This is a genomic window from Dryocola sp. LX212 (assembly GCA_041504365.1).
Taxonomy (GTDB): domain Bacteria; phylum Pseudomonadota; class Gammaproteobacteria; order Enterobacterales; family Enterobacteriaceae; genus Dryocola.
This window is the reverse complement of record CP167917.1, coordinates 611047-632619: the sequence shown is the minus strand read 5'-3', so window position 1 is coordinate 632619 and position 21573 is coordinate 611047. Positions and strand designations below refer to the sequence as shown.

Sequence of the window (21573 nt, the reverse complement as noted above, 5' to 3'; positions counted from 1 at the left end):
ATTTTTGATATGGCGAGGTTAGCGGGCGTATGTGGGGGATAAATGAAGTTATGTGAAGGGACGGTGAAGTGGGTGAATTATTTTTCCGGCAGCGCCAGGCGGGCCTGCGCCCCGCCCTCCGGGCGATTAACGAGCGATACAGTTCCGCGATGCAGGCGGGCCACTTCCTGAACGAAGGCCAGCCCCAGCCCGCTGCTCTTCTGCCCGTTGCTGCGCGGCAGGGAATAGAAGCGTTCAAATACGCGATCCTGCGCATAATCCGGGATCCCGCTGCCATTATCCGCAACCGTAATCACCGTTTGTCCGGAAAGCTGTTTTGCTGAAAGCGTTATCTCTCCTCCGGCAGGCGTGAAATCCAGCGCGTTATCAAGCAGGTTGCCGATTGCCTGCTCAAGCAGCGCCGCATCGCCCCACAGAAGGAAGTCATTCGACTCTACGTGTAAAGCGACCTGCCTGCTGCTGGCGGTAGCCTCACGCTGCTCGCAGAGCGTTTTAAACAGCAGAGCGCTATCAACGGCCTGCAGCACAATTTCGGCACGGCTTTCAAGTTTGGCCTGCTGCAGCAGATTATCTACCAGCCGCTGCATGCGGAGATTTTGCTGGAGGATACTGGCAGAGAATTTTTCTACGACGGGCGGTGGCGGCCCCTCTCGTAGAATTTCCGCCGCGCCCCGAATGGCGGCCAGGGGGCTTTTTAGCTCGTGGGTAAGAGCATGCACATATTGTTCGATGTAGCTCTTTCCTTCGAGCTTTAGCCGCATGCTTTCCAGAGCGAGCGCCAGCCTGCGCAGCTCGCTGCTGCCGGGCTTTGGCAGCGGCAGAGGATGTTCATCGGTAACGGAATCCGCGTAGCGCACCAGCCCGCCGATTGAACGGTTGATCCACAGCACAACCCCGAGGCCAATCAGCAGGGCGATCCCCAGCAGCGCCACGCCAGCCCCCAGTATGCGGCGCTCGCTGCGGCGGATAACCGGCTCCATTGCGCTGTTTGGTTTGCCGACGCTGAGCACGCCAAGCAGCGCGCTGCCGTCGCGAACGGGGGCCGCGACGTACATGACGGTGCTCTCAGGGTTGTTGGCATCCTGCGGTGAACTGCGCGCGCCGTATTTTCCCTGCAGCGTCAGCCAGACATCGTTCCAGCGCGAGTAGTCCTGCCCGACAGCCGCCCCGCTGGAGTCGAATAAAACGATACCTTTGGCATCCGTCAGATAGACCCGGTACTCGTTTCTGGTTTTGGTGATGCCGCTGATGCTGGCCTGAAAAGGCTGCTGGTTGAGGCGGGAAAAAGCCTGCGCCAGCTGCCCGTGCCGTGGGTTGCCGGCTTTGATGTCGGCCTGAGCAAATTCGGCCAGCAGCGTGGCGGTGTCGATTAGCGTCCCTTCGGTGGCGCGCCGCACGCCGGGTTTCACCTCCTGAACGAATATCGATACCACAAACCAGGCGGCAATCGCGACGATCAGAAAGTAGCCCAGCAGCAGACGCATGCCGATACGCATTATCCGGCTCCCAGACTGTAGCCCAGCCCCCGGAGCGTACTGATGGGGGAAAGAGCGGGATTGATAGCCCGCAGCTTGGCGCGCAGGGTTTTAATATGGGTATCGACGGTTCTGTCGACGCTCTCTTCGGCGTTGCTCCACACCAGCTCCATCAGCTGCTGGCGCGAAAATACCCTGCCCGGCGACAGCAGAAACGTTTTCAGCAGCAGATATTCATAGCGCGTCAGCTGCAAAGGCTGCTGACACCAGCTTACCTGCGCCGCCATTTCGTTCAGTTCAAACTGGCCGACGCGCAGCACGCCGCCGGTCTGGTTCTGCTGCTGTTTTTGCAGACGGCGCAGCACGGTGCGGACCCTGGCGCAAACCTCCCGAGGGGAGAAAGGCTTAGCGATGTAATCATCCGCACCGATTTCCAGGCCAATCAGCCTGTCCACCTCTTCGCTACGCGCCGTCAGAAACAGCAGCGGCAGCTGTGGATGCTCTGTTATCAGGCGTCTGCAAAGCTCAAAGCCGTTAATATCCGGCAGGCCAACATCAAGAATGGCGAGGTCCGGTCGCGCCCGGCGTGCCGCATCAAGGACAGGCAGGCCTCGGTCAAAACTGCGGACGATAAAGCCTTCCTGCTCGAGGGTGTAAATGAGCGTATCGGCGATGCTGGCTTCATCCTCAACCAGCCAGATAGTGGCCTGGCTCATCTGCTATCTCCAGGGGATGATCGGCACGGCGCTCAGCGCGTTCTTCGGTGAACCGTCGACCACTTTGTCTGAATAGGCCAGATACGCCAGCGTGTTGCGTTTTTCATCGTAGAAACGCACAACCTGAAGCTTTTTGAATACCAGTGAGGTGCGTTTCTGGAACACCACTTCACCGTCTTTTTTACCCTGTTTGATTTTATCGCTCAGTTCAACCGGGCCAACCTGCTGGCATGAAATAGCCGCATCTGAAGTATCTTCAGCCAGCCCTAAGCCGCCTTTGATGCCGCCAGTTTTGGCACGGCTGATATAACAGGTGACGTTTTTAACATCCGGATCGTCAAAGGCTTCAACGACAATTTTGTGGTCCGGGCCAAACATTTTAAACACGGTATCCACTGAACCGATCTGCTCGGCAAAAGCACCGTGAGAAAGCATAAGCAAAGCACCTGCCGCCGCGAAAACTTTATATTTCATATTGTTACCATTAATGAAGATTACTCTGATTGATTATTCAGGCTTAGAAGAAAAAATCGTTTAATATCACATTATTAACAAATTTCTCCGCTCAGCGCGCTGATTTTGGCACAACTTGTTAAAAAAAACTCTGAATGTCTCAGGAGCAAAAAGTGCTATTATCCGACCATAATTACAGCACTTGCTGATCAGGATGAGGAAATTATATGGATCAGGCTGGGATCATTCGCGATCTGCTTACCTGGCTGGAAAGCCATTTGGATCAGCCCCTTGCTTTAGACAATGTTGCGGCAAAGGCAGGCTATTCCAAGTGGCATCTACAAAGGATGTTCAAAGAAGTTACGGGACATGCCATCGGCGCTTATATTCGCGCTCGTCGTTTGTCTAAATCTGCCGTGGCTCTGCGCCTTACGGCACGCCCTATTCTTGATATCGCGCTGCAGTACCGTTTTGACTCGCAGCAGACATTTACACGCGCTTTTAAAAAACAGTTTACGCAGACGCCAGCGCTGTATCGCCGCGCACCAGACTGGAGTGCGTTCGGCATGCGCCCACCGCTGCGCTTAGGCGAGTTTACGCCGCCGCTGGCAACCTTCGTCACCCTGCCAGAAACGCATCTGGTCGGCGTCACGCAGAGCTATAGCTGCACCCTGGAGCAAATTTCTGATTTCCGTAACGAAATGCGCATTCAGTTCTGGACGCATTTCCTTGGCAACGCGCCTACGCTGCCGCGCGTGCTATACGGCCTGCATGAGCCACGCCCGAGCATTGAGAAAGATGATGAGCAGGAGGTGTTCTATACCACCGCACTGACGCCTGAAATGGCTAACGGGTTCCTGCCTGATTCGCATCCGGTGACGCTGGAAGGCGGTGATTACGTTCAGTTTGATTACGAAGGGCCGGGTACCGGGCTGCAGGACTTTATCCTGACCATCTACGGCACCTGTATGCCATCGCTCAACCTGACCCGTCGTAAGGGCCAGGATATTGAACGTTTCTTCCCGCAGGATGAAGCCAGAACGCAGGACAGGCCGATGCAAATCCGCTGCGAGTACCTGATCCCGGTTCGTCGTTAACGCTGCAGCTCGTCTAACGCAGGGGCGTCCAGATGCGAGATGTCCCCTGCCGTTTCAACCACCCAGCCGGGCGCAAGCCACGGGCTTTCCTGATGATCGACCCGCGAGATAGAGCAGTTGCGCAGCCGCAGGCGACGTTCCGCCCATGCCGGTAAGCCCAGAATCGTACTCACCAGACAGCCCAGCGCCATCCCGTGGCTCACCAGCAGAGGACGGCTGCCCGCAGGCAGTTCGCGGCAGGCGTTAAGCGCCGCATGCATGCGTTCGCTCATCTCCAGCATCGACTCACCTTCAGGAATACGCCCGTCCGGCGTGCCGTTGACCAGCAGCCGACGCCAGCCCTCTTCTTCCTCGCTCAGCGTGTCCAGATGGCGGCGTTCAAGCACGCCCATGTCCAGCTCACGCAGTCGCTCGTCGAGCGTGATATCACATCCACAGGCATCAGCAATGATCTCAGCTGTACGACGCGTACGGCCCAGATCGCTGGCAATGACGTGAGTAATGCCAAGGGCTTTTACACGCTCAGCCACCTGCCAGGCCTGGCGCTCCCCTTTTTCAGTCAGCGCGCTGTCTGACTGGCCCTGAATGCGGCGCTCCGCATTCCACTGCGTTTCACCATGGCGAACAAGGTATACCTGTAACATGCGTTTTATCCGTTATACTGCGGCAACAAAAATGCTAATGAGTTTCAGTGATTATGTACCATGTCGTGTGCGCTACAACCAATCCTTCCAAAATTCAGGCGATTCTGCAGGCCTTCCACGAGATCTTTGGGGAAGGATCCTGCCATATAGAGTCCGTCGTCGTCGATAGCGGCGTGCCTGAACAACCGTTCGGAAGCATTGAAACGCGAACTGGCGCACGTCAGCGCATTATGAACTCCCGCCAGGTTCGCCAGGAGGCCGATTTTTGGGTCGCTATCGAGGCGGGGATAGATGAGGGCAGCACCTTTAGCTGGGTGGTCATCGAAAATCAGAATCAGCGCGGGGAAGCCCGTTCGGCAACGCTGCCGCTACCGGAAGTCATTCTGGAGAAGGTTAAAGCAGGCGAAGCCCTGGGGCCGGTAATGTCTGAATACACGGGTATTGAGGAGATAGGGCGTAAAGAGGGGGCGATTGGCATATTTACCGCCGGTAAGCTCACGCGCAGCAGCGTTTATTACCAGGCGGTGGTTCTGGCGTTAAGCCCGTTTCACAATGCGATTTATCGCGCCTGAAGCAGCACCTGCTCAAGCCATTTGGTTAGTTCCGGCGGGGCAGATTTCAGGCTGTTTGAGCCGCGGGTAATCGTCGCGATGCCCGCGCCCAGCTCATTTTTCAGCTCGCGCTGGCTCATCTCGCCCCGCAGAAGCTCTTCAATAATTCTTACACGTGTCCCCAGCGCGGTGCGTTCATCCGGCGTCAAAAATAGCGCCAGCAGCGGCAGGTGCAGCTGCTTATCAAACGAACTTTGCAGCAGCTCCACGAAGCGGAGCCACTCCTGATTACTTTGTTCGGCCTGTTCCGCCGAGTACTGGGAGAGCTGGGTCATGTCAGGCCACCATACTATTTAACTAGTACAGCAGCATAACATAATCTCCCGCAAATCAATAACGACGCTGCCACTCGGCATCCGTCAGCAACGGCGCGGTTTTCCCCATGAAATACTTGTAGTACGCGTCATATGCCAGCACGTTCTTCACATATCCACGCGTTTCGGAGAACGGAATGCTTTCCACGAAGGCCACTGCGTCTATGCGTCCGGCGCTGCTGCCAAGCCAGGTTCTGACACGTCCAGGTCCAGCGTTGTAAGCCGCAGAGGCAAAAATACGGTTGTTCTCAAACTGCTGGGAGACGTACTGCAGGTAGCTGGTGCCGATATTGATATTGGTTTCCGGATCGAGCAGCTGGCTGCTACTTGTGTAGCCCGGAATATTGAACATTTTCACGGTATGGGTCGCCGTACCCGGCATGATTTGCATTAACCCGCTGGCCCCCACGGGCGATCGCACTTTCGGATTCCAGGCGCTCTCCTGGCGGGCTATTGCCATGGCGTAGCTCTGGGAGATATCTTTGCCGCTCACGTAGCGGGCAAAGGTCTCTTTATAGGCCAGCGGGAAGCGCTCTTCCAGGTGATTCCACAGCTTGCCGGCGATGGTTGCCTGGACGCTCAGATCCCACCAGTTCTGATCGAACGCGTAGCGCGCCAGACCTTCCTGTTCAGACTTGCTGCGGCTGGTGACCAGGTTCGCCCACTCGCTGCGTGCCGTGTTATCCAGACTCCAGTACATCAGCTCACGCACACGCGCCATTTCCGGCCCCTGCACCAGCGCCTGATTGACCGCCACGGCTTTGTCTACGCGCAAGGGGTACTCTTCCCCCAGACGCTGGGCCGCGATCATCGGATAGAACCCGCGCTGTTGCATCAGGGAGTGAAGGATCTCTTTAGCTTCCGCTTCACGACCGCGCTCCAGCAAAAGATCTGCCTGCCAGTAACGCCACTCGTCTTTCTCTTTCGCATCCATTGGCAGGCGCGCAAGCCAGGTATTTAATCCGGCGCGATCCCCAGCCCCCAGCGCAATACGTACGCGCCTTTCCACAAGCGTAGTGGACTGGGAACGCATGATCACATCGTCGCGCCAGCTGGCCTGTTCAGCGGTAATATCGTTGCCCATCAGACGCCAGGCGACCGTCTCTTTCAGTTCCTGCGCCTGCTCGTCGTTAAGCTGCTGGGCCTGTACCAATGACGGGATCATCAGGCGGGCATTTTCCACGTCCTGGCGGGCGATGCGCGTGAAGGCAACAGCCGCAGCCTGACGCGTAAAGTCTGTCGCCCCAACGGTGCGCGCGAACGTCAATACCGTATTGGGATCGTTTTGCAGACTAATGATCGAACTGGCAATTGTCTGATAGTCCGCAGGCATCTGGTTCGCCAGGCTGGTGACCAGCGAGGTATTCCCCTCTCTCATCGCCAATCGGATGCGCTCCAGATAAGCAAGCGGATCCTGGGTGCCGGACGAGCGCCAGGCGGAGAACAGGCGATCGCAGCTTGAAGGTAAATTCTTGCCGCTCAACCACAGCGCTTTCGCCCCGCTCCAGGCGGCGTCTGCCTGGCCGGTATTCCACTTCGCGTAGTAGTAGTTACATTTTGACTCTGTGGTGCCCGGAGGCTCCGGGCTGAACGCCAGCAGGCCTCGCCAGTCTTCACGACGCGCCAGCTCATTTACAAAGCGGGATTTCAGCGAACGCGCTGGCGGTAAGGTTGGGTTTGCCTGGATGAACTGGCTGACGGCCACCGTCGGCTCATTCATTAAATCATCGGTGAGCTGCCGGTATTCGAGGTAAGGATAGAGCGGATAGTCGCGCAGGGTGGGCATCAGCTGCTGCACCACGTCCATTTGCTTGTTGTCCCATGCCTGTTTGATCTGTGCATAACGGCTACGCTGTTCGTCGAGCGAATCCGCCCGGGCCACACCGGCTAATGTTGCCAGGCAAACGCCTGCTGCAAGCATGCGCCATACGACTTGTCTGGTCTTCCCCACAAGTACTCCTCGTCAGTTTGCTGGCGGCATCATGCCGCCGCGATATGTTCATGCTAACCAGGGGGCGCAGGATGCGCCACGCCGAAAGCTGATATTTTGCGATTAACTGCGTTTTGACCGTCCGGCTTAACACAACCCGCGCGCCCTGCTGGGATTAGCAGCTGAAAACGGCTACACTTCGCCTCTGAAAAGCATCATCTTACATCACGAAAAAGAGGCGAAGTCGCACTGTGGCTCAATTCGTTTATACCATGCATCGTGTCGGCAAAGTTGTTCCGCCGAAACGCCATATTCTTAAAAATATCTCGCTCAGCTTCTTCCCCGGCGCCAAAATCGGCGTACTGGGTCTGAACGGTGCGGGTAAATCTACTCTGCTGCGCATCATGGCCGGCATTGACACCGACATTGAAGGCGAAGCCCGCCCGCAGCCAGGCCTGAAAATTGGCTATCTGCCTCAGGAACCGCAGCTCAACCTTGAGCACACGGTCCGCGAGTCCGTTGAAGAAGCCGTTGCCGAAGTGGTTAACGCGCTGAAAGGACTGGATGAGGTCTACGCGAAGTATGCCGAACCGGATGCCGACTTCGATAAGCTGGCCGCCCAGCAGGGTAAATTTGAAGAGATTATCCAGGCGCACGACGGCCATAACCTGAACGTGCAGCTTGAGCGCGCCGCCGACGCCCTGCGTCTGCCAGACTGGGATGCGAAGATCGCCAACCTGTCCGGTGGTGAACGCCGCCGCGTGGCGCTGTGCCGACTGCTGCTCGAAAAACCAGACATGCTGCTGCTCGACGAACCAACGAACCACCTGGATGCCGAATCCGTGGCCTGGCTGGAACGCTTCCTGCACGACTTCGAAGGCACCGTTGTGGCGATCACCCACGACCGTTACTTCCTGGACAACGTAGCGGGCTGGATCCTGGAGCTGGACCGCGGCGAAGGTATCCCGTGGGAAGGCAACTACTCCTCCTGGCTTGAGCAGAAAGACCAGCGTCTGGCTCAGGAAGCCTCTCAGGAAGCGGCCCGCCGCAAATCCATTGAGAAAGAGCTTGAGTGGGTACGTCAGGGCGCTAAGGGCCGTCAGTCGAAAGGCAAGGCGCGTCTGGCTCGCTTTGAGGAACTTAACAGCACCGAATACCAGAAACGTAACGAAACCAACGAACTGTTTATTCCACCGGGCGCACGTCTGGGCGATAAGGTCGTTGAGGTTACCAACCTGCGTAAATCCTACAGTGACCGTCTGCTGATCGAAGACCTGTCCTTCTCCGTACCGAAAGGGGCGATTGTCGGCATCATCGGTCCGAACGGCGCGGGTAAATCTACCCTGTTCCGTATGATGTCCGGTCAGGAACAGCCTGACAGCGGCACCATCGAACTGGGCGAAACCGTCAAGCTGGCGTCGGTTGATCAGTTCCGTGATGCCATGGACAACAGCAAAACCGTGTGGGAAGAAGTCTCCGGCGGCCAGGATATCATGCGTATCGGCAACACCGAGATGCCAAGCCGCGCCTACGTGGGCCGCTTTAACTTCAAAGGCGTTGACCAGGGCAAGCGCGTGGGCGAACTGTCCGGCGGTGAGCGAGGTCGTCTGCACCTGGCGAAGCTGTTACAGGTTGGCGGCAACATGCTGCTGCTCGATGAACCCACCAACGACCTGGATATCGAAACCCTGCGCGCGTTAGAAAACGCCCTGCTGGAGTTCCCGGGCTGCGCAATGGTCATCTCCCACGACCGCTGGTTCCTTGACCGTATCGCCACCCACATTCTGGATTACCAGGATGAAGGCAAAGTTGAATTCTTCGAAGGCAACTTTACCGAATACGAAGAGTACAAAAAACGCACCCTGGGTGCGGATGCGCTGGAGCCTAAGCGTATTAAGTACAAGCGTATTACTAAGTGATAACAGCGGGGCGCATAGAGCGCCCCGTTGTTAAGACGAGAAACGGGTTCATGAGTTGTTCGCCCGGCTTATAAAATCGCCGGGCGACAATCATTATCGTGTTTCATCAAACTGCAGCAGACGTCCAGTATTTCCCAACACCATCAGTGTGCTCAAATTATGCAGCAAGGCGGCGATAAGCGCCCCCGCGCCGCCTAACCAACCGAGCGCCGCCGCAGCGACAATCAGGATGGTCCAGCCCAGGCCTATAAACACATTGATCATCAGCGTTTTTCTGCACTTACGGCTCAACCGAATAGCCGTTGAGATACGCCGTAGATCGCTTCCCGTCAGCACCACGTCGGCAGAGACCAGCGCAATATCCGCCCCGTTTGCGCCCATTGCCATACCGACCGCCCCTGCTTTAAGCGCCAGAGCATCGTTGATGCCATCCCCGACAACAAGAGGCCGCCAACCCTCGCGAACTGCTTTTTGTACTTCTTGCAGTTTGGTTGCAGGCAAGGCCTGGGCGACTACGTCCTTGATACCCAACATTTGCGCAATACCGTTGGCCGCCTGAAGGCGATCTCCCGTAAGCAGAAGCTGTTTATCAATGCCTATCGAGGATAATTCCCTCAGCGCATCTGGCGCTTCAGGGCGTAGGGTATCCGCCAACAATAACCATCCCAGGAATTCACCATTGAGTGCCACACCGACAATGGGTCCTTGATGATCAGGTTGGGGCAACGTGGCGACAGCGTATTCCGTAAACAAATCGGCGCGCCCCAGCAGGGCCAGGCCTTGCTCAGTCCGTGCCACGATCCCAAGCCCTTGCCTCTCTTCAACATCTTGTACAACTAGCCCGTTACCGGCAGTAGCATATTCCGCGAGGGCGTGACTAACAGGATGACTGCTGGTAGCCCCCAGGGTTGCGGCGAGCTGCAAAACACATTCATATTCACACCCCGTCATCAGCACCGCGTCGGCCAAACGTAAACGACCTTGAGTCAGGGTGCCTGTTTTATCAATAATCAACGCATCGACATCCGCCAGTTCTTCAAGGAAGGCGGCGTTACGAATCAATATACCGTGACGAGCAGCGACAGCGATCCCGGCCATGGCGGTGGCCGGGGCGGAGAGCACCAGAGCACACGGGCAGGCCGCAACCAGAACCGCTAGCATCGCCTGGCTGTCGTAGGTTAAGAACCAGGTACTGGCAGCGATGAGCAGCACCAGTACCAGGTAATGCGAAGCGTAGCGTTCAAGTAAACGCGTAATCGGCGGCTTGGCCTGCTCTGCATCCTTCATGAGAGCAATGACTTTACCCAGCGTTGATTGCTCCCCGGAATGTGTCACCTCCATCCGCAGCAAACCGTTGAGATTAATTGATCCACCAAAAATCAGGCTGCCCGGTCCAGCTTCCTGTGGCACTGACTCTCCGGTGATGGACGCGACGTCAAGGCTTGCATAGCCACTGAGGATTTTACCGTCAGCCGGAACATTATCCCCGGCGCGAATTTCAACAATATCACCCGGCCCTACAACGCTGCTGTCTACCTCTTCCAGCCCCCCATCAGCGCGTACCCGGCGCGCCTTGCTGCGTGTAAGTTTTGTCAGGCCGGCAATCGCCTGCCGGGTCCCCATCACGCTGCGTTCTTCAAGAATATGACCAAAAATCATTAGTACAGGTAAGAGTGCGGCAGTAATTAAGTCCCCCAGAGCCCACGCGCCAAGCATAGCCAGTACTATTAATAAATCCGTTACGCCATGTAGATCCGGGTGGCGCAGACTATGCCAACCTGCACGGAAGACGGGAACTGCGACAATTAGCCACGCAACCCCCGCCAGCAGATCGCTGATAGCAGGCTGCTGTGGGGCAAGTGAACGCCATAATAAACTTAGTAATATCAGGCCAATAGTGGTCATTGCCAGCGTAAGTTGCAAGGTCATTTTACGCCGCTCTTCCGGCGTAAGAAGAGCCTGACTGAAGTTAGGATGAATATGTCCGTGACTACATTGATGACTCATGGGATCCCCCCAAACCATTGTCCTGAAGCTGGTTGATCAACCTGTTGGGTTGGACCAGGTAAAATAAGCTTACTTTTATCGTCTGGCGTAACGGTAATAACCTGTCCGGCATGGGACAGTACCGCCGCGATCTTTTCTCGCCAGATCCTCGAAAGCATACCGGCATCGGTACCTGTCGCTCTGGCCTGTGCCAACTTGACGATCGTCTGGGTCGCCACTTCGGCTCGGGCATGCATTTCACTGCTGCTGGCTTTAGCTTGCTGAATGACCCGATCGGCCTGCTGCTGTGCTTTCTGCATACTCAGAGTGGCATCATTTTGCGCCTGGGCAATATTCTGTTCCGCGCGCTGGCTTGCAGTCAGTACAGCGTTAAAGGCATCAACGGCATTATCAGGTAGCGAGGAGGCGATATCGACACGTTCAATCGTAATGCCCGGATCGTTATCACCCCCTTTCAGCTTCTCGATATCGCCCGCAATCATCTGTTTCAAATCGCTGCGCAGCCGTGAGCGCTCCTGGGCCGCCTGGCTGTCGTTGCGCAGCGTTTCCGGTCGAGCGACCAAAATAGTATCCAGATCGCGTCCAGCGCTTACCAGCGTGGCGGCTCGTAGCGCCAGCCGGTCAATCATCGCATCAATATGAGATTGCTGAAGCACATACCGTAGCGGTGAATTGATTCGGTAGAAAATCTGCATATTTAATTGGACAACGCCTGAATCTCCCGTCAACAAATAGCCTGCACCGGCGCCGGCATCACTGGTGTACTGATCGCCGGTAAGCTGCTTGAGCTGCTCTTGTCGCTTCAAGGGAGATACGTCGTGTTGCAATATACGCGCAGGGCCAGGGATTATTTCGACCCTATCCACGGGTTTTGGCCATGCGAATAGCATTCCCGAGTTTTCAACTTTTATCGGCTTGCCGAACCGAAAAACCACCGCCTGGGTATCCGGAGTTATTTGATGAAAACTGGAAAATACCCACACCAGAGCCGCCAGGATCGTCGCACCGTAGAGACTAAAAAATGCAATCCGGTATGCCTGCCCCCAAGGGGATGTCGCTAAGGGCTGTTTTCTCATGGATTCGCCTTTTCAGCATTGTCAGGTTTCTGCACCAGCGCCTTAAACGGGGCAGCATCGGTGCTAAGCACAATGCGCGTGCTTTTATTAACGACATCATTAAGCGTATCTAGCGAACGCAGTAAATTGTATAGCTCAGGGTCAAGCGCGTAGGCTTTGGCATAGATAGCTGCGGAGTCCTGCTGCGCCTGTGCAGTAATGGTTGCTGCTTTAATTGAGGCATTGGCCTCGGTTATACGTGCATCCCTGTCAGCTTTCGAATGAATTTCTGCTGCCTGACGATTGCCTTCGGCAGTACGCTCGGTGGCAATGGTTTCTCGTTCCGCGCGCATTCTGTCAACGGTGGCATTCAGCGTAACCGCTGGCAAGGTCAGGCGCTCAATTCCGACATCAATCAACTCTATGCCATAGCTGTTAAGCAGTTGGGTTTTCAATTGCGCCTTAATTTGCTGTTCCAACTGAGGAATTTTGACCTTTGAACCGTCAGTGTTGACGATTTCGGACAGGGCATAATTACTGGTGGTGGTTTCCAGTGAGGAACCAATAAATGTCCGAATCTGCCGGGCGGCTTCATCCGGCTGGTTTTGAACAGCCCGTAGAAAACGCAAGACGTGCTGCTGTTCTGGGCTGACTTTCCAGATAGCCCAGGCCTGCACAATCACCCGCAGACCATCGCGAGTACCGACATCCTGCAATCCACTGGATGTTGAACGACTACGTAAATCGACTTCGACCGGCGTTTCAAATGGGGCTGGCAAACGCCATGCCAGGCCTGGAGACAATATAACGCGAGCCGGGCTGCCAAAGCGGGTGATGATAGTGGCATTACCGGCATGCACTTGAACCAGGCAGGCGGTCAGAAACGCCAGTAACACCAGCAAGGCAGCGATGCTATAACGCAGCCAACGTTTTACAGGCGCGATGCGCGATGGGCGCCTCACTTCGGGAGTTAATCCAACTTTTCCGACGGTTGCGGCGGTGGATATAGTACGGATTTTCATTGTTCAGGCTGACCTTATTCTTTCAGTGCTATCGTGAAGGTTGAGAAAATTGACGCAGGTCGAGCATCGGCTCGTTCGTTGCAGTCAGCTGGCTGTCAATGATCAGTAACGGCGTGCCGGACAACGCTCTGCTGTAGGTCTGGTAGCGCCGCTCGTTCAGATAGGCATCAGGATTGATTTTCCAGGCATTATGTTCAGCGCTATAGCGCGTCATTGCATTGTTAGCCTTAGCCTGCAATTCATTCGCGGATGCTTCAGCTGAATTAATGGCCGTTGTCGCTTTACGCTGCGCGTCATTTGCTAAAGAGAACGAATATCCCTTTTCACGGGCTATTTGTGCACTTGCCGCGATTTGTGCTGCCTGAACCCCATGGTAGGCGTTGGCTGCTCCCGCCGGAGGGTGAATTGATTCAACCCGTGTATACAATAATTCCACCCCGGAATTGAGCCGATTAAGACGTTTTTGAATTTCTTGATTCAGTGCAACGGACATGGTGGCACGCTGCTCATTGAGCAAAGAATCCAGCTGTTGATGCGCAAAATACTGGGTCAACACCTGTCGGGCGATACGCTGTATCGTAGTGGGAAGATCGTCAGTCTGGTAAAGGCTATTCATGGCGTCAGCATCTTTCATACCCACACGCCAGATTATTCGAATATCCATATTCACGATCTGGAAACTCTGCTTATCTCCCAAAGCACTGGCGATAACCTGAGCCTGGTCCGTGGTATGGGTATTATCCCATAATCGCCAGCTTTCCTGAGGCGCAGGACCTTCAATAGGATCGGTTATTTTAAAAGCGGCTTCCTCTTGTGTGGGCGCGTTATCACTCAGCTGTAGCTCATGAACAGCACCGTAATCTACCGGGATGACCCGCCCAAAAGGCCACGGCAACCCCACATGCAACCCTGAGGATAAGACAGCAACAGGACGGCCGAAACGTTCATATACACCTCGCTGGTTGGCAGAGACCTCATTCAGACAGCTGGCTAACCAGCCTGTAATAGCGATCCCGCAAACAACGGGCAATAGGATCTTGCCCATCAACCTGAAAGCTTGAATTTGGCCGACATCCACTCCGAAATGTTGCATGATTTTTTTTCGCAGCATCAATAGAGGATGAAGCGGCCAGCGATATTGTTCAGCAATAAAACTTTGCGTCACAAAAACTGGCTTTCGGTTGTTGGTCGGCATTACACAGGCTGCAGCTATCGTGCGTAGAAGAAACTCAGCGGCAATGAGCAGGACAATACCGTCAGCGATAACCATCACCCAGTATGCCAACGTTGCGGAAAACATGGAGACGAACAGCGCCAGCATGACCAGAAGACAGATGCTCAGTAATGCCCGGAGAAGCCCGACGGCAGCCATCTGTTCTGACCATTGACGGATTCGGCGAAAACTGAGCATGCGCTCACACACCAGCAATATGAAACAGAGTGCCAATAATAAAGATACGGCCAGAATGTGCCCATTTTCTGGCGCTATAAAGGAAGTGGATGCAGAAAAATTCCCTGCTACCACTTTGATAGCCAGTAGTGTAGTTAATGCGGTTAACCCGAGCTGAGTGAGATGCGTTAACCAGCTTACCGTTCTGGCAGAAAGCAGGAATTTCCAGCGTAGAAATTTTCTTTCTTTGTCTTCGCGAGTATTCGTCTCACTGCTGTTTGCAATGCATTTTTCTGACGTAAACTGCCACAATATGTTTTCAATGACGATACATGTCAGAAGTAATGAGGCGAGTATTGGACGCCCATAATTTCCCCATATATTTTGGCTCTCCGTCAGCTCGAGGGTAAACCAGGCAATACCCGCCCCCCCCAGCAACACACACACAATAGCTCTGCACCACAGTAAACGCGATCGTAAACGGGATTCCAGAGCAGAGTTTTCACTTTTTAAGTCGGGCACCATTAGCTCCAGCGACATGACAGAATAAAAAACCTGCAAAACAGGTGATTGGGCACACACCGCTAAATGTTATAACATACCAACCATGCATTAAGCTATGCGATGTACACATTTGGATAATATTTATTTGTTATTTTATTAATTCTAAATCTTTTAGATTAAAAAGGAGGAGGTTGTGTGCGCACCGCTGAGAACAATATGTTGAAAAACGTGGATTTCACTAACTCGATGTTTTACAGGGAAAATAATAAATACAAGTATAAATGATTCAAAGCCTGCTTTCAGGCAAGCAAAAAGTTAATTAAAAATAAATAACACAAATAGATTATGATTTAAAACCAGAATGCACCGTTAGTGAGTGAGTAAGTCGTCTTTTTTGATACAGGGTCGTTAAATTTCACATCACCTCTATCCATTTTTCTCGAGCGGGGATTCCGCTTTCAGCACGATATGGTCCAGCGTCGCATGGGATAAGAACAATAAAATTTTAATGGGCATTGAAAAATCGGGGTTGTCAGAGACAAGGTAGTCAGCCTCTCGGCAAGCGCCATCCCTGTAGCGATAGCACTCAGGCTTATACTCTAAGGCCACATAATGTATATAAAAACAACACCAACCAGATGGTAAACTTTTATGCTCTGTATTAATGCGTTTGATGGGCCTCCCCCGTTTCTCAACTAGTTTAGAGGGCCGTCTATCTGATGAGGCGCAAAGCGCGCCCCATTTTATTATCACCCCCTGAGCTACCCCTGCCCGCCCAGCATCTCTTTCACCAGATCCACGCAGCGTAAGAAACGCGAATCATAGTCTGAATCTTCGACGTGTACGTAGCTGATGTTGTTCTCTTCCAGCATGGATACCAGCAGGTTCTGGAACGATTTCCTGTCCGCGTCGCTGCCCAGGCTGCGCAACCCGTCCGCCACCCACGGCGTATTGTTTTCCAGCAGGATCACCAGGTCGAAACGGTACTCGTCGATCAGGGCCTGGACGAACGGATGTTCACGCCCTTCATATTTCTTGCAGAATGCCTGAGTAGTGACAAAGTCCGTATCGATAAAGGCGACCTTGTTGGCGTACTTAATTGCAAAATCAATGTACTGCGCGTGGCCGAGGGCAATTTTATCGTAGTCTGAATACTGCAGCGCCATCTCATCGCCGCCAAGATGAGAGAAGACGTAATCACGCCCGAACTCCCACGCGCTGGTGGTATTGAAGATGTTGGCAAGCTTATTCACCATCCACGACTTGCCGCTCGACTCGCCGCCCAACACCGCCACCGTACGCACAAAGAACGGCTTAACTTCTGTGGGGATGTACTCCCAGTAGCGAAACGGGTTTTCTCGGATCTGTCCGCCGCTGATGTTCATGAAAGTACGCTGCGGATCGATAAGTACGGTTTCAATACCGAGGTGTTCAGTGAATTGCGGCGCATCGCTCTCTTCGGAGGTATAGATGCGGTCGGCGTTAATGCCGTTGCTTTCCATAAAGGCTTTGATGCCGCGGCTCCAGACGTCCCAGCCGTGCGGGTACGGCTCCATTCTCTCTTCGTTAAATGAATGAATACGGATGTTTTTCTGGTATTTAAATGTCTGCAGCAGCCAACGCAGGCGGTCACCCGTGGTCGGCTGCTGGGACATGGCGCTGTCTTCAAACAGGGCGCGATCGCGGGTTTCGTCGTAGCCCATAATAATATGCAGCTCATCGACCTGGCTTGCCGCACGCTGGATCAGGTAGATATGCCCGGTGTGCAGCGGATAGAATTTGCCGAACACCACGCCGACCGTTTTCTCCCGGCGCGGGAACTCCAGCCCCAGGAAACGGTGTAATGCTTCCAGCTTCTGGGCACTCGGGCTTTTGATTTTGGCGTTCAGCAGCTGGCTGAGGTAGCCCTTAGTCATGTCACAGGCTTCCGCCACCTGCTGCAACGTAACGCTCTGCTGACGAATTGCGGTCTTCAGGTATTCGAAAGACGACATGCTCCCTGCTCCTGCAAAATAGGATTAATAATCAATGATATTGCTGACAAAGAAGGAAAAAGCGTGGTTTTTCCTTCTTTGTGGTTAGCAGCCGAAAACCAATGAATTGATTTTCCTGGTTATTTTTGGTGAGAAAGTTTCGACACTCAATCGTATTAAATTTGTCATCAGTGTGAATTATAAATCGTCGAACACCGACAGCGCATCCGAGAGTTTTTTCACGCCGAAAACCTGCATCCCTTCCGGCAATTTTTTCGGCACGTTGGCCTGCGGGACAATCGCGCGTTTGAAGCCATGTTTCGCCGCTTCGGAGATACGTTCCTGCCCGCTTGGCACCGGGCGAATTTCACCGGCCAGGCCAACTTCACCGAAGACCACTAAATCCTGCGGCAGCGCTCTGTTACGCAGGCTGGAGACCATCGCCAGCAGCAGGGCTAAATCCGCGCTGGTTTCGGTGACCTTCACGCCGCCTACGACGTTAACGAACACATCCTGATCCGCCATCTGCAACCCGCCGTGGCGATGCAGCACGGCAAGCAGGATTGCCAGACGGTTTTGTTCCAGCCCCACTGCTACGCGGCGCGGGTTTGACATCATGGACTGATCCACCAGCGCCTGGATTTCAACCAGCAGCGGGCGCGTACCTTCCCAGACCACCATCACCGAGCTGCCCGGAGTGATCTCTTCGCCCCGGCTTAAAAAGATTGCGGACGGGTTGCTGACCTCGCGTAAACCTTGTTCCGTCATCGCAAACACGCCCAGCTCGTTCACCGCACCGAAACGGTTTTTATGGCTGCGCAAGGTACGGAAGCGGGAGTCCGCGTCGCCATCCAGCATGACCGAACAGTCTATACAGTGCTCAAGCACTTTTGGCCCGGCCAGGGAACCGTCTTTAGTGACGTGGCCGACCATAATAATCGCCACGCCGCGCGTCTTGGCAAAGCGGGTCAGATAAGCGGCAGATTCACGCACCTGCGCCACACTGCCGGGAGAGGACTGCACATCCGCCATATGCATGACCTGGATGGAGTCGATGACCATTAGCTTCGGCGCTTCTTCTTCAGCAATCATGCAGATCTGCTCGATGCCGGTTTCCGAAAGCATATTCAGGTTAGCGGTTGGCAAACCCAGACGATGGGCGCGCATGGCGACCTGTTGCAAGGACTCTTCGCCGGTGACATATAGCGTTTTCATCTGTTCGCTGAGTTTGCACAGGGTTTGCAGCAGCAGGGTAGATTTACCGGCGCCAGGGTTACCGCCAATCAGAATGGCGCTGCCCGGCACCACGCCGCCGCCCAGCACGCGGTCGAACTCTTTAAAACCGGTGGAGAAACGCGGCAGCTCTTCCAGGCTGATATCTGAAAGCTTCTGCACTTTGCTGACGCCCGCGCTGCCCGCATAGCCGGACAGGCGCTCGTTGCGCGCAACGGTTGGCGAGGCGGCGATGCGCACTTCGGTGATGGTATTCCAGGCATGACAGGCGCTGCACTGCCCCTGCCAGCGCGGATAATCCGCACCGCATTCGTTACAAACGAATGCGCGTTTTGGAGCTTTCGCCACCTTAATATCCTCTTATCTTTCTTCCTGAATCAGGCTGCCGGAGAGAATGCAGAAGACGCCCATCAGGTCGGCATGACGAATGGTGACCTCTGTTTTTTCATTCACCTTCGGCTTGGCATGAAAAGCAATGCCCAGCCCGGCGGCCTGAATCATCGGTAAATCATTGGCCCCGTCGCCAATCGCAACGGTCTGCTCGACGGGGATCTCGTATTTGGTTGCCAGACGTTTTAACGTCTCGGCTTTGAACTTAGCATCGACGATCTGGCCGATCACTTCGCCAGTCAGCTTACCGTCGCAGATTTCCAATTCGTTAGCCACGACGGTGGTCAGATGCAGCTTGTCACGCAGGTATTCCGCGAAGAAGGTGAAGCCACCGGAGGCTATTGCCACCTTCCAGCCCAGGGATTCCAGCTTCAGCACCAGCGACGTCAGCCCCGGCATCAGCGGCAGCTCATCGCGTACCTGGCGTAATATAGAAGCGTTAGCACCTTTCAGGGTTGCCACGCGCTGTTTCAGGCTGGCGGTAAAATCCAGCTCGCCGCGCATGGCGCGCTCGGTAACTTCCGCCACCATTTCGCCCGTACCGGCGAGCTTCGCGATTTCATCAATACATTCGATTTGAATTGCGGTGGAGTCCATATCCATCACCAGCAGGCCAGGCGTGCGCAGGTGAGGGATTTTGCCCAGCGGCGCAACGTCCAGCCCGGCTTCGTGGGCAAGTTTTGTTGCCCTTGGTGTCAGGGAGCCTGCCAGACGAATAACCTGATAATCTTCCACACACCAGGCCGTCACGATAACCATCGCGGCGCCCAGCTTGCGCTGATAGCGGTTCAGACATGCTTTGTCGAGGTTCCGGCCATACAGGAGCCAGCCGCTGCGGCCAGCACGGTAATCCAGCGGCATCACTTCATCGCCGCTGAGGGACAGCGGCAATCCTGGCCAGAGAGCAACATCGTTCGGCAGATCGCACCAGGTCAGACTATTTGGCATTACGGCTCCTGAATAAGTTTATTATACCCTTTAGCATTCGAATTTCAGGCAGGCAGCAAGGGAGCTTATCCTCAGGAGCTTACTGAAGTAAGTGACTGGGGTAAGGGAGTGCAGCCAACACCCCTGCAATTTGAAGGATGGAGGGTATCCAGAACAAACAACGCATGAGGCTACCCTGTCCACGCCGCTTCTGGCAACATTAAAGTAAGCAATTTATCGAAGGTGCAAAATGGCTCGGGCAAAAATGAAATTCAGGCTCCATCGTGCGGTGATTGTGCTTATCTGTCTCGCACTTTTGGTCGCCTTAATGCAGGGAGCGTCGTGGTTCAGCCAGGGCCATCAGCAGGCCCGTAACGTGCAGCTTGAAGAGCTGGCACGTACGCTGGCGCGCCAGGTCAGTTATACTTTGATTCCGCTGATGAAATCAGAAAATCCCGATGAAAAGCGCATCAATACCCTGCTGACTTTACTAACCCATGACAGCCGGGTGCTGGATGCCGCCGTCTATAACGACGAAGGCGATCAGGTTGCTCGCGCGGGCGAAGGGGTTGGCGTACGGGATCGACTGGCGCTGGACGGTAAAAAAGCAGGCGGCTATTTTAATCAGCAAATCGTTGAGCCTATCGTTGATAAGGACAGCCCAATTGGCTACCTGCGTATTACGCTGGATACCCACAGCCTGCCAACCGAGGCTAAACAGGTCGATAACACCACCAATATTCTGCGCCTGATGATGCTTCTTGCGCTGGCGATTGGCATCGTCCTCACACGCACGTTGTTACAGGGTAAACGTACCCGCTGGCAGCAGTCCCCCTTCCTGCTGACTGCCAATACCGAAGTGAAAGAAGATGAAGAAAAGGGATCCTGATATGTCGACGCTACGCCTGCTGATTTCTGATTCATACGATCCCTGGTTTAACCTGGCCGTTGAAGAGTGTATTTTCCGCCAGATGCCCGCCACTCAACGGGTGCTGTTCCTGTGGCGCAATGCCGATACGGTGGTGATTGGCCGCGCGCAAAACCCGTGGAAAGAGTGCAACACCAGACGTATGGAAGAAGATAACGTGCGGCTGGCAAGGCGCAGCAGCGGCGGCGGTGCGGTCTTCCACGATCTGGGCAATACCTGCTTTACTTTTATGGCCGGGAAGCCGGAATACGACAAAAGCGTCTCCACGGCGATTGTCGTCAACGCGCTGAACTCGCTTGGCATCAAAGCGGCGGCCTCCGGGCGGAACGATCTGGAAGTGTCAACGCCTGACGGCGCGCGCAAAGTATCAGGGTCGGCTTATAAAGAGACGATGGATCGCGGTTTTCACCACGGCACGCTGCTGCTCAGTGCCGATTTAAGCCGCCTGGCGAACTACCTGAACCCGGACAAGAAAAAGCTCCAGGCTAAAGGGATTACTTCCGTGCGCGGGCGGGTTGCCAACCTCAGCGATTTACTGCCGGGCGTGACCCACGAACAAATCAGCGATGCGGTACGCGAGGCTTTCTTTACTTATTATGGTGAACGCGTAGAAGCCGAACACATCTCGCCAGATGCGCTGCCGGACCTGCCGGGCTTTACGGAGACCTTCGCCAGGCAAAGCAGCTGGGAGTGGAACTTCGGCCAGGCGCCCGCGTTCAGCCACATGCTGGATCAGCGTTTCACCTGGGGCGGCATCGAGCTGCACTTCGACATAGAGAAAGGCCACATAACCCGTACGCAGATTTTCACCGACAGCCTGAATCCCGCCCCTCTGGAAGCCCTCGCTGCCCGCCTGCAAGGCTGTCTGTACCGCAGCGACATGCTGCAAGAGCAGTGCGAAACGCTGATCGTAGATTTCCCCGAGCAGGAGATGGAGCTGCGGGAGGTCAGCGCGTGGATTGCTCAGACGGTGCGCTGATTTCCC

General features: G+C 54.8%; 18 protein-coding genes. 5 read left to right on the top strand and 13 right to left on the bottom strand.

Annotated elements, in window-relative coordinates:
- Positions 1-77: 77 nt before the first annotated feature.
- From creC to creA, 3 genes are read right to left on the bottom strand one after another with little or no spacing between them, the layout of a single operon-like run.
- Positions 78-1496 (bottom strand): two-component system sensor histidine kinase CreC, encoded by a 1419-nt coding sequence (creC, locus tag ACA108_03095; protein ID XEX96544.1) that lies wholly within the window; start codon positions 1494-1496, stop codon positions 78-80.
- Complete coding sequence (gene creB / locus ACA108_03090; protein XEX96543.1) at positions 1496-2191, bottom strand: two-component system response regulator CreB; 696 nt, start codon at positions 2189-2191, stop codon at positions 1496-1498. The genes creC and creB overlap by 1 nt, the downstream gene beginning before the upstream one ends.
- Positions 2192-2194: 3 nt before the next feature.
- On the bottom strand, positions 2195-2665 hold the full coding sequence (creA, locus tag ACA108_03085; protein ID XEX96542.1) for a protein CreA: 471 nt from the start codon (positions 2663-2665) through the stop codon (positions 2195-2197).
- A gap of 206 nt (positions 2666-2871) precedes the next feature.
- Here creA and robA point away from each other — a divergent pair, with 206 nt between their 5' ends.
- Positions 2872-3741, top strand: coding sequence for an MDR efflux pump AcrAB transcriptional activator RobA (gene robA, locus ACA108_03080; GenBank protein XEX96541.1), 870 nt, complete (start codon positions 2872-2874; stop codon positions 3739-3741).
- Here the strand turns inward: robA and gpmB are convergent.
- Positions 3738-4385 (bottom strand): 2,3-diphosphoglycerate-dependent phosphoglycerate mutase GpmB, encoded by a 648-nt coding sequence (gene gpmB / locus ACA108_03075; protein XEX96540.1) that lies wholly within the window; start codon positions 4383-4385, stop codon positions 3738-3740. The two genes, robA and gpmB, sit on opposite strands and share 4 nt — an antisense overlap.
- 53 nt (positions 4386-4438) lie before the next feature.
- On the opposite strand from gpmB, the gene yjjX reads away from it, so the two are divergent.
- Positions 4439-4957, top strand: a complete 519-nt coding sequence (gene yjjX / locus ACA108_03070; GenBank protein ID XEX98007.1) for an inosine/xanthosine triphosphatase — start codon at positions 4439-4441, stop codon at positions 4955-4957.
- Here the strand turns inward: yjjX and trpR are convergent.
- Both trpR and sltY read right to left on the bottom strand, forming a co-directional pair.
- Positions 4945-5271 carry a trp operon repressor gene (gene trpR, locus ACA108_03065; GenBank protein ID XEX96539.1) on the bottom strand — a complete coding sequence of 109 codons (327 nt, stop codon included), beginning with the start codon at positions 5269-5271 and terminating at the stop codon, positions 4945-4947. The genes yjjX and trpR overlap by 13 nt on opposite strands.
- A gap of 55 nt (positions 5272-5326) precedes the next feature.
- Complete coding sequence (sltY, locus tag ACA108_03060) at positions 5327-7261, bottom strand: murein transglycosylase (protein ID XEX96538.1); 1935 nt, start codon at positions 7259-7261, stop codon at positions 5327-5329.
- A 230-nt stretch (positions 7262-7491) separates the two neighbouring features.
- Between sltY and ettA the strand changes: the two genes are divergently transcribed.
- Positions 7492-9159: an energy-dependent translational throttle protein EttA gene (ettA, locus tag ACA108_03055; GenBank protein XEX96537.1), complete on the top strand. Its 1668-nt coding sequence runs from the start codon at positions 7492-7494 to the stop codon at positions 9157-9159.
- Positions 9160-9252: 93 nt separating this feature from the next.
- On the opposite strand, the gene ACA108_03050 is transcribed toward ettA, so the two are convergent.
- From ACA108_03050 to serB, 7 genes are all read right to left on the bottom strand, one after another.
- Positions 9253-11166, bottom strand: a complete 1914-nt coding sequence (locus ACA108_03050; GenBank protein XEX96536.1) for a heavy metal translocating P-type ATPase — start codon at positions 11164-11166, stop codon at positions 9253-9255.
- Complete coding sequence (gene hflK, locus ACA108_03045) at positions 11163-12242, bottom strand: protease modulator HflK (GenBank protein ID XEX96535.1); 1080 nt, start codon at positions 12240-12242, stop codon at positions 11163-11165. Before hflK (ACA108_03045) ends, ACA108_03050 begins: the two co-directional genes overlap by 4 nt.
- Positions 12239-13243: a protease modulator HflC gene (gene hflC, locus ACA108_03040; protein XEX96534.1), complete on the bottom strand. Its 1005-nt coding sequence runs from the start codon at positions 13241-13243 to the stop codon at positions 12239-12241. Before hflC ends, hflK (ACA108_03045) begins: the two co-directional genes overlap by 4 nt.
- A gap of 28 nt (positions 13244-13271) precedes the next feature.
- Positions 13272-15173: a protease modulator HflK gene (gene hflK / locus ACA108_03035; protein ID XEX96533.1), complete on the bottom strand. Its 1902-nt coding sequence runs from the start codon at positions 15171-15173 to the stop codon at positions 13272-13274.
- 725 nt (positions 15174-15898) lie between these two features.
- Complete coding sequence (nadR, locus tag ACA108_03030; GenBank protein ID XEX96532.1) at positions 15899-17131, bottom strand: multifunctional transcriptional regulator/nicotinamide-nucleotide adenylyltransferase/ribosylnicotinamide kinase NadR; 1233 nt, start codon at positions 17129-17131, stop codon at positions 15899-15901.
- Positions 17132-17308: 177 nt separating this feature from the next.
- Complete coding sequence (radA, locus tag ACA108_03025; protein XEX96531.1) at positions 17309-18691, bottom strand: DNA repair protein RadA; 1383 nt, start codon at positions 18689-18691, stop codon at positions 17309-17311.
- 12 nt (positions 18692-18703) lie between these two features.
- The gene (serB, locus tag ACA108_03020; protein XEX96530.1) at positions 18704-19681 is read right to left on the bottom strand and encodes a phosphoserine phosphatase; all 978 of its coding nucleotides are present in this window, start codon (positions 19679-19681) and stop codon (positions 18704-18706) included.
- A gap of 229 nt (positions 19682-19910) precedes the next feature.
- Between serB and ACA108_03015 the strand changes: the two genes are divergently transcribed.
- A complete protein-coding gene (locus tag ACA108_03015) occupies positions 19911-20549 on the top strand; it encodes a YtjB family periplasmic protein (protein ID XEX96529.1) in 639 nt (212 codons plus the stop codon).
- A 1-nt stretch (position 20550) separates the two neighbouring features.
- A complete protein-coding gene (gene lplA / locus ACA108_03010) occupies positions 20551-21567 on the top strand; it encodes a lipoate--protein ligase LplA (protein ID XEX96528.1) in 1017 nt (338 codons plus the stop codon).
- Positions 21568-21573: the final 6 nt, after the last annotated feature.

Bases quoted from the DNA above. Each gene is read 5' to 3' on its own strand.
- creA (XEX96542.1), bottom strand. From the start codon at position 2,665: ATGAAATATAAAGTTTTCGCGGCGGCAGGTGCTTTGCTTATGCTTTCT.
- lplA (XEX96528.1), top strand. From the start codon at position 20,551: ATGTCGACGCTACGCCTGCTGATTTCTGATTCATACGATCCCTGGTTT.
- hflK (XEX96535.1), bottom strand. From the start codon at position 12,242: ATGAGAAAACAGCCCTTAGCGACATCCCCTTGGGGGCAGGCATACCGG.
- ACA108_03015 (XEX96529.1), top strand. From the start codon at position 19,911: ATGGCTCGGGCAAAAATGAAATTCAGGCTCCATCGTGCGGTGATTGTG.
- nadR (XEX96532.1), bottom strand. From the start codon at position 17,131: ATGTCGTCTTTCGAATACCTGAAGACCGCAATTCGTCAGCAGAGCGTT.
- hflK (XEX96533.1), bottom strand. From the start codon at position 15,173: ATGTCGCTGGAGCTAATGGTGCCCGACTTAAAAAGTGAAAACTCTGCT.
- hflC (XEX96534.1), bottom strand. From the start codon at position 13,243: ATGAAAATCCGTACTATATCCACCGCCGCAACCGTCGGAAAAGTTGGA.
- serB (XEX96530.1), bottom strand. From the start codon at position 19,681: ATGCCAAATAGTCTGACCTGGTGCGATCTGCCGAACGATGTTGCTCTC.
- yjjX (XEX98007.1), top strand. From the start codon at position 4,439: ATGTACCATGTCGTGTGCGCTACAACCAATCCTTCCAAAATTCAGGCG.
- gpmB (XEX96540.1), bottom strand. From the start codon at position 4,385: ATGTTACAGGTATACCTTGTTCGCCATGGTGAAACGCAGTGGAATGCG.
- ACA108_03050 (XEX96536.1), bottom strand. From the start codon at position 11,166: ATGAGTCATCAATGTAGTCACGGACATATTCATCCTAACTTCAGTCAG.
- creB (XEX96543.1), bottom strand. From the start codon at position 2,191: ATGAGCCAGGCCACTATCTGGCTGGTTGAGGATGAAGCCAGCATCGCC.
- creC (XEX96544.1), bottom strand. From the start codon at position 1,496: ATGCGTATCGGCATGCGTCTGCTGCTGGGCTACTTTCTGATCGTCGCG.
- trpR (XEX96539.1), bottom strand. From the start codon at position 5,271: ATGACCCAGCTCTCCCAGTACTCGGCGGAACAGGCCGAACAAAGTAAT.
- robA (XEX96541.1), top strand. From the start codon at position 2,872: ATGGATCAGGCTGGGATCATTCGCGATCTGCTTACCTGGCTGGAAAGC.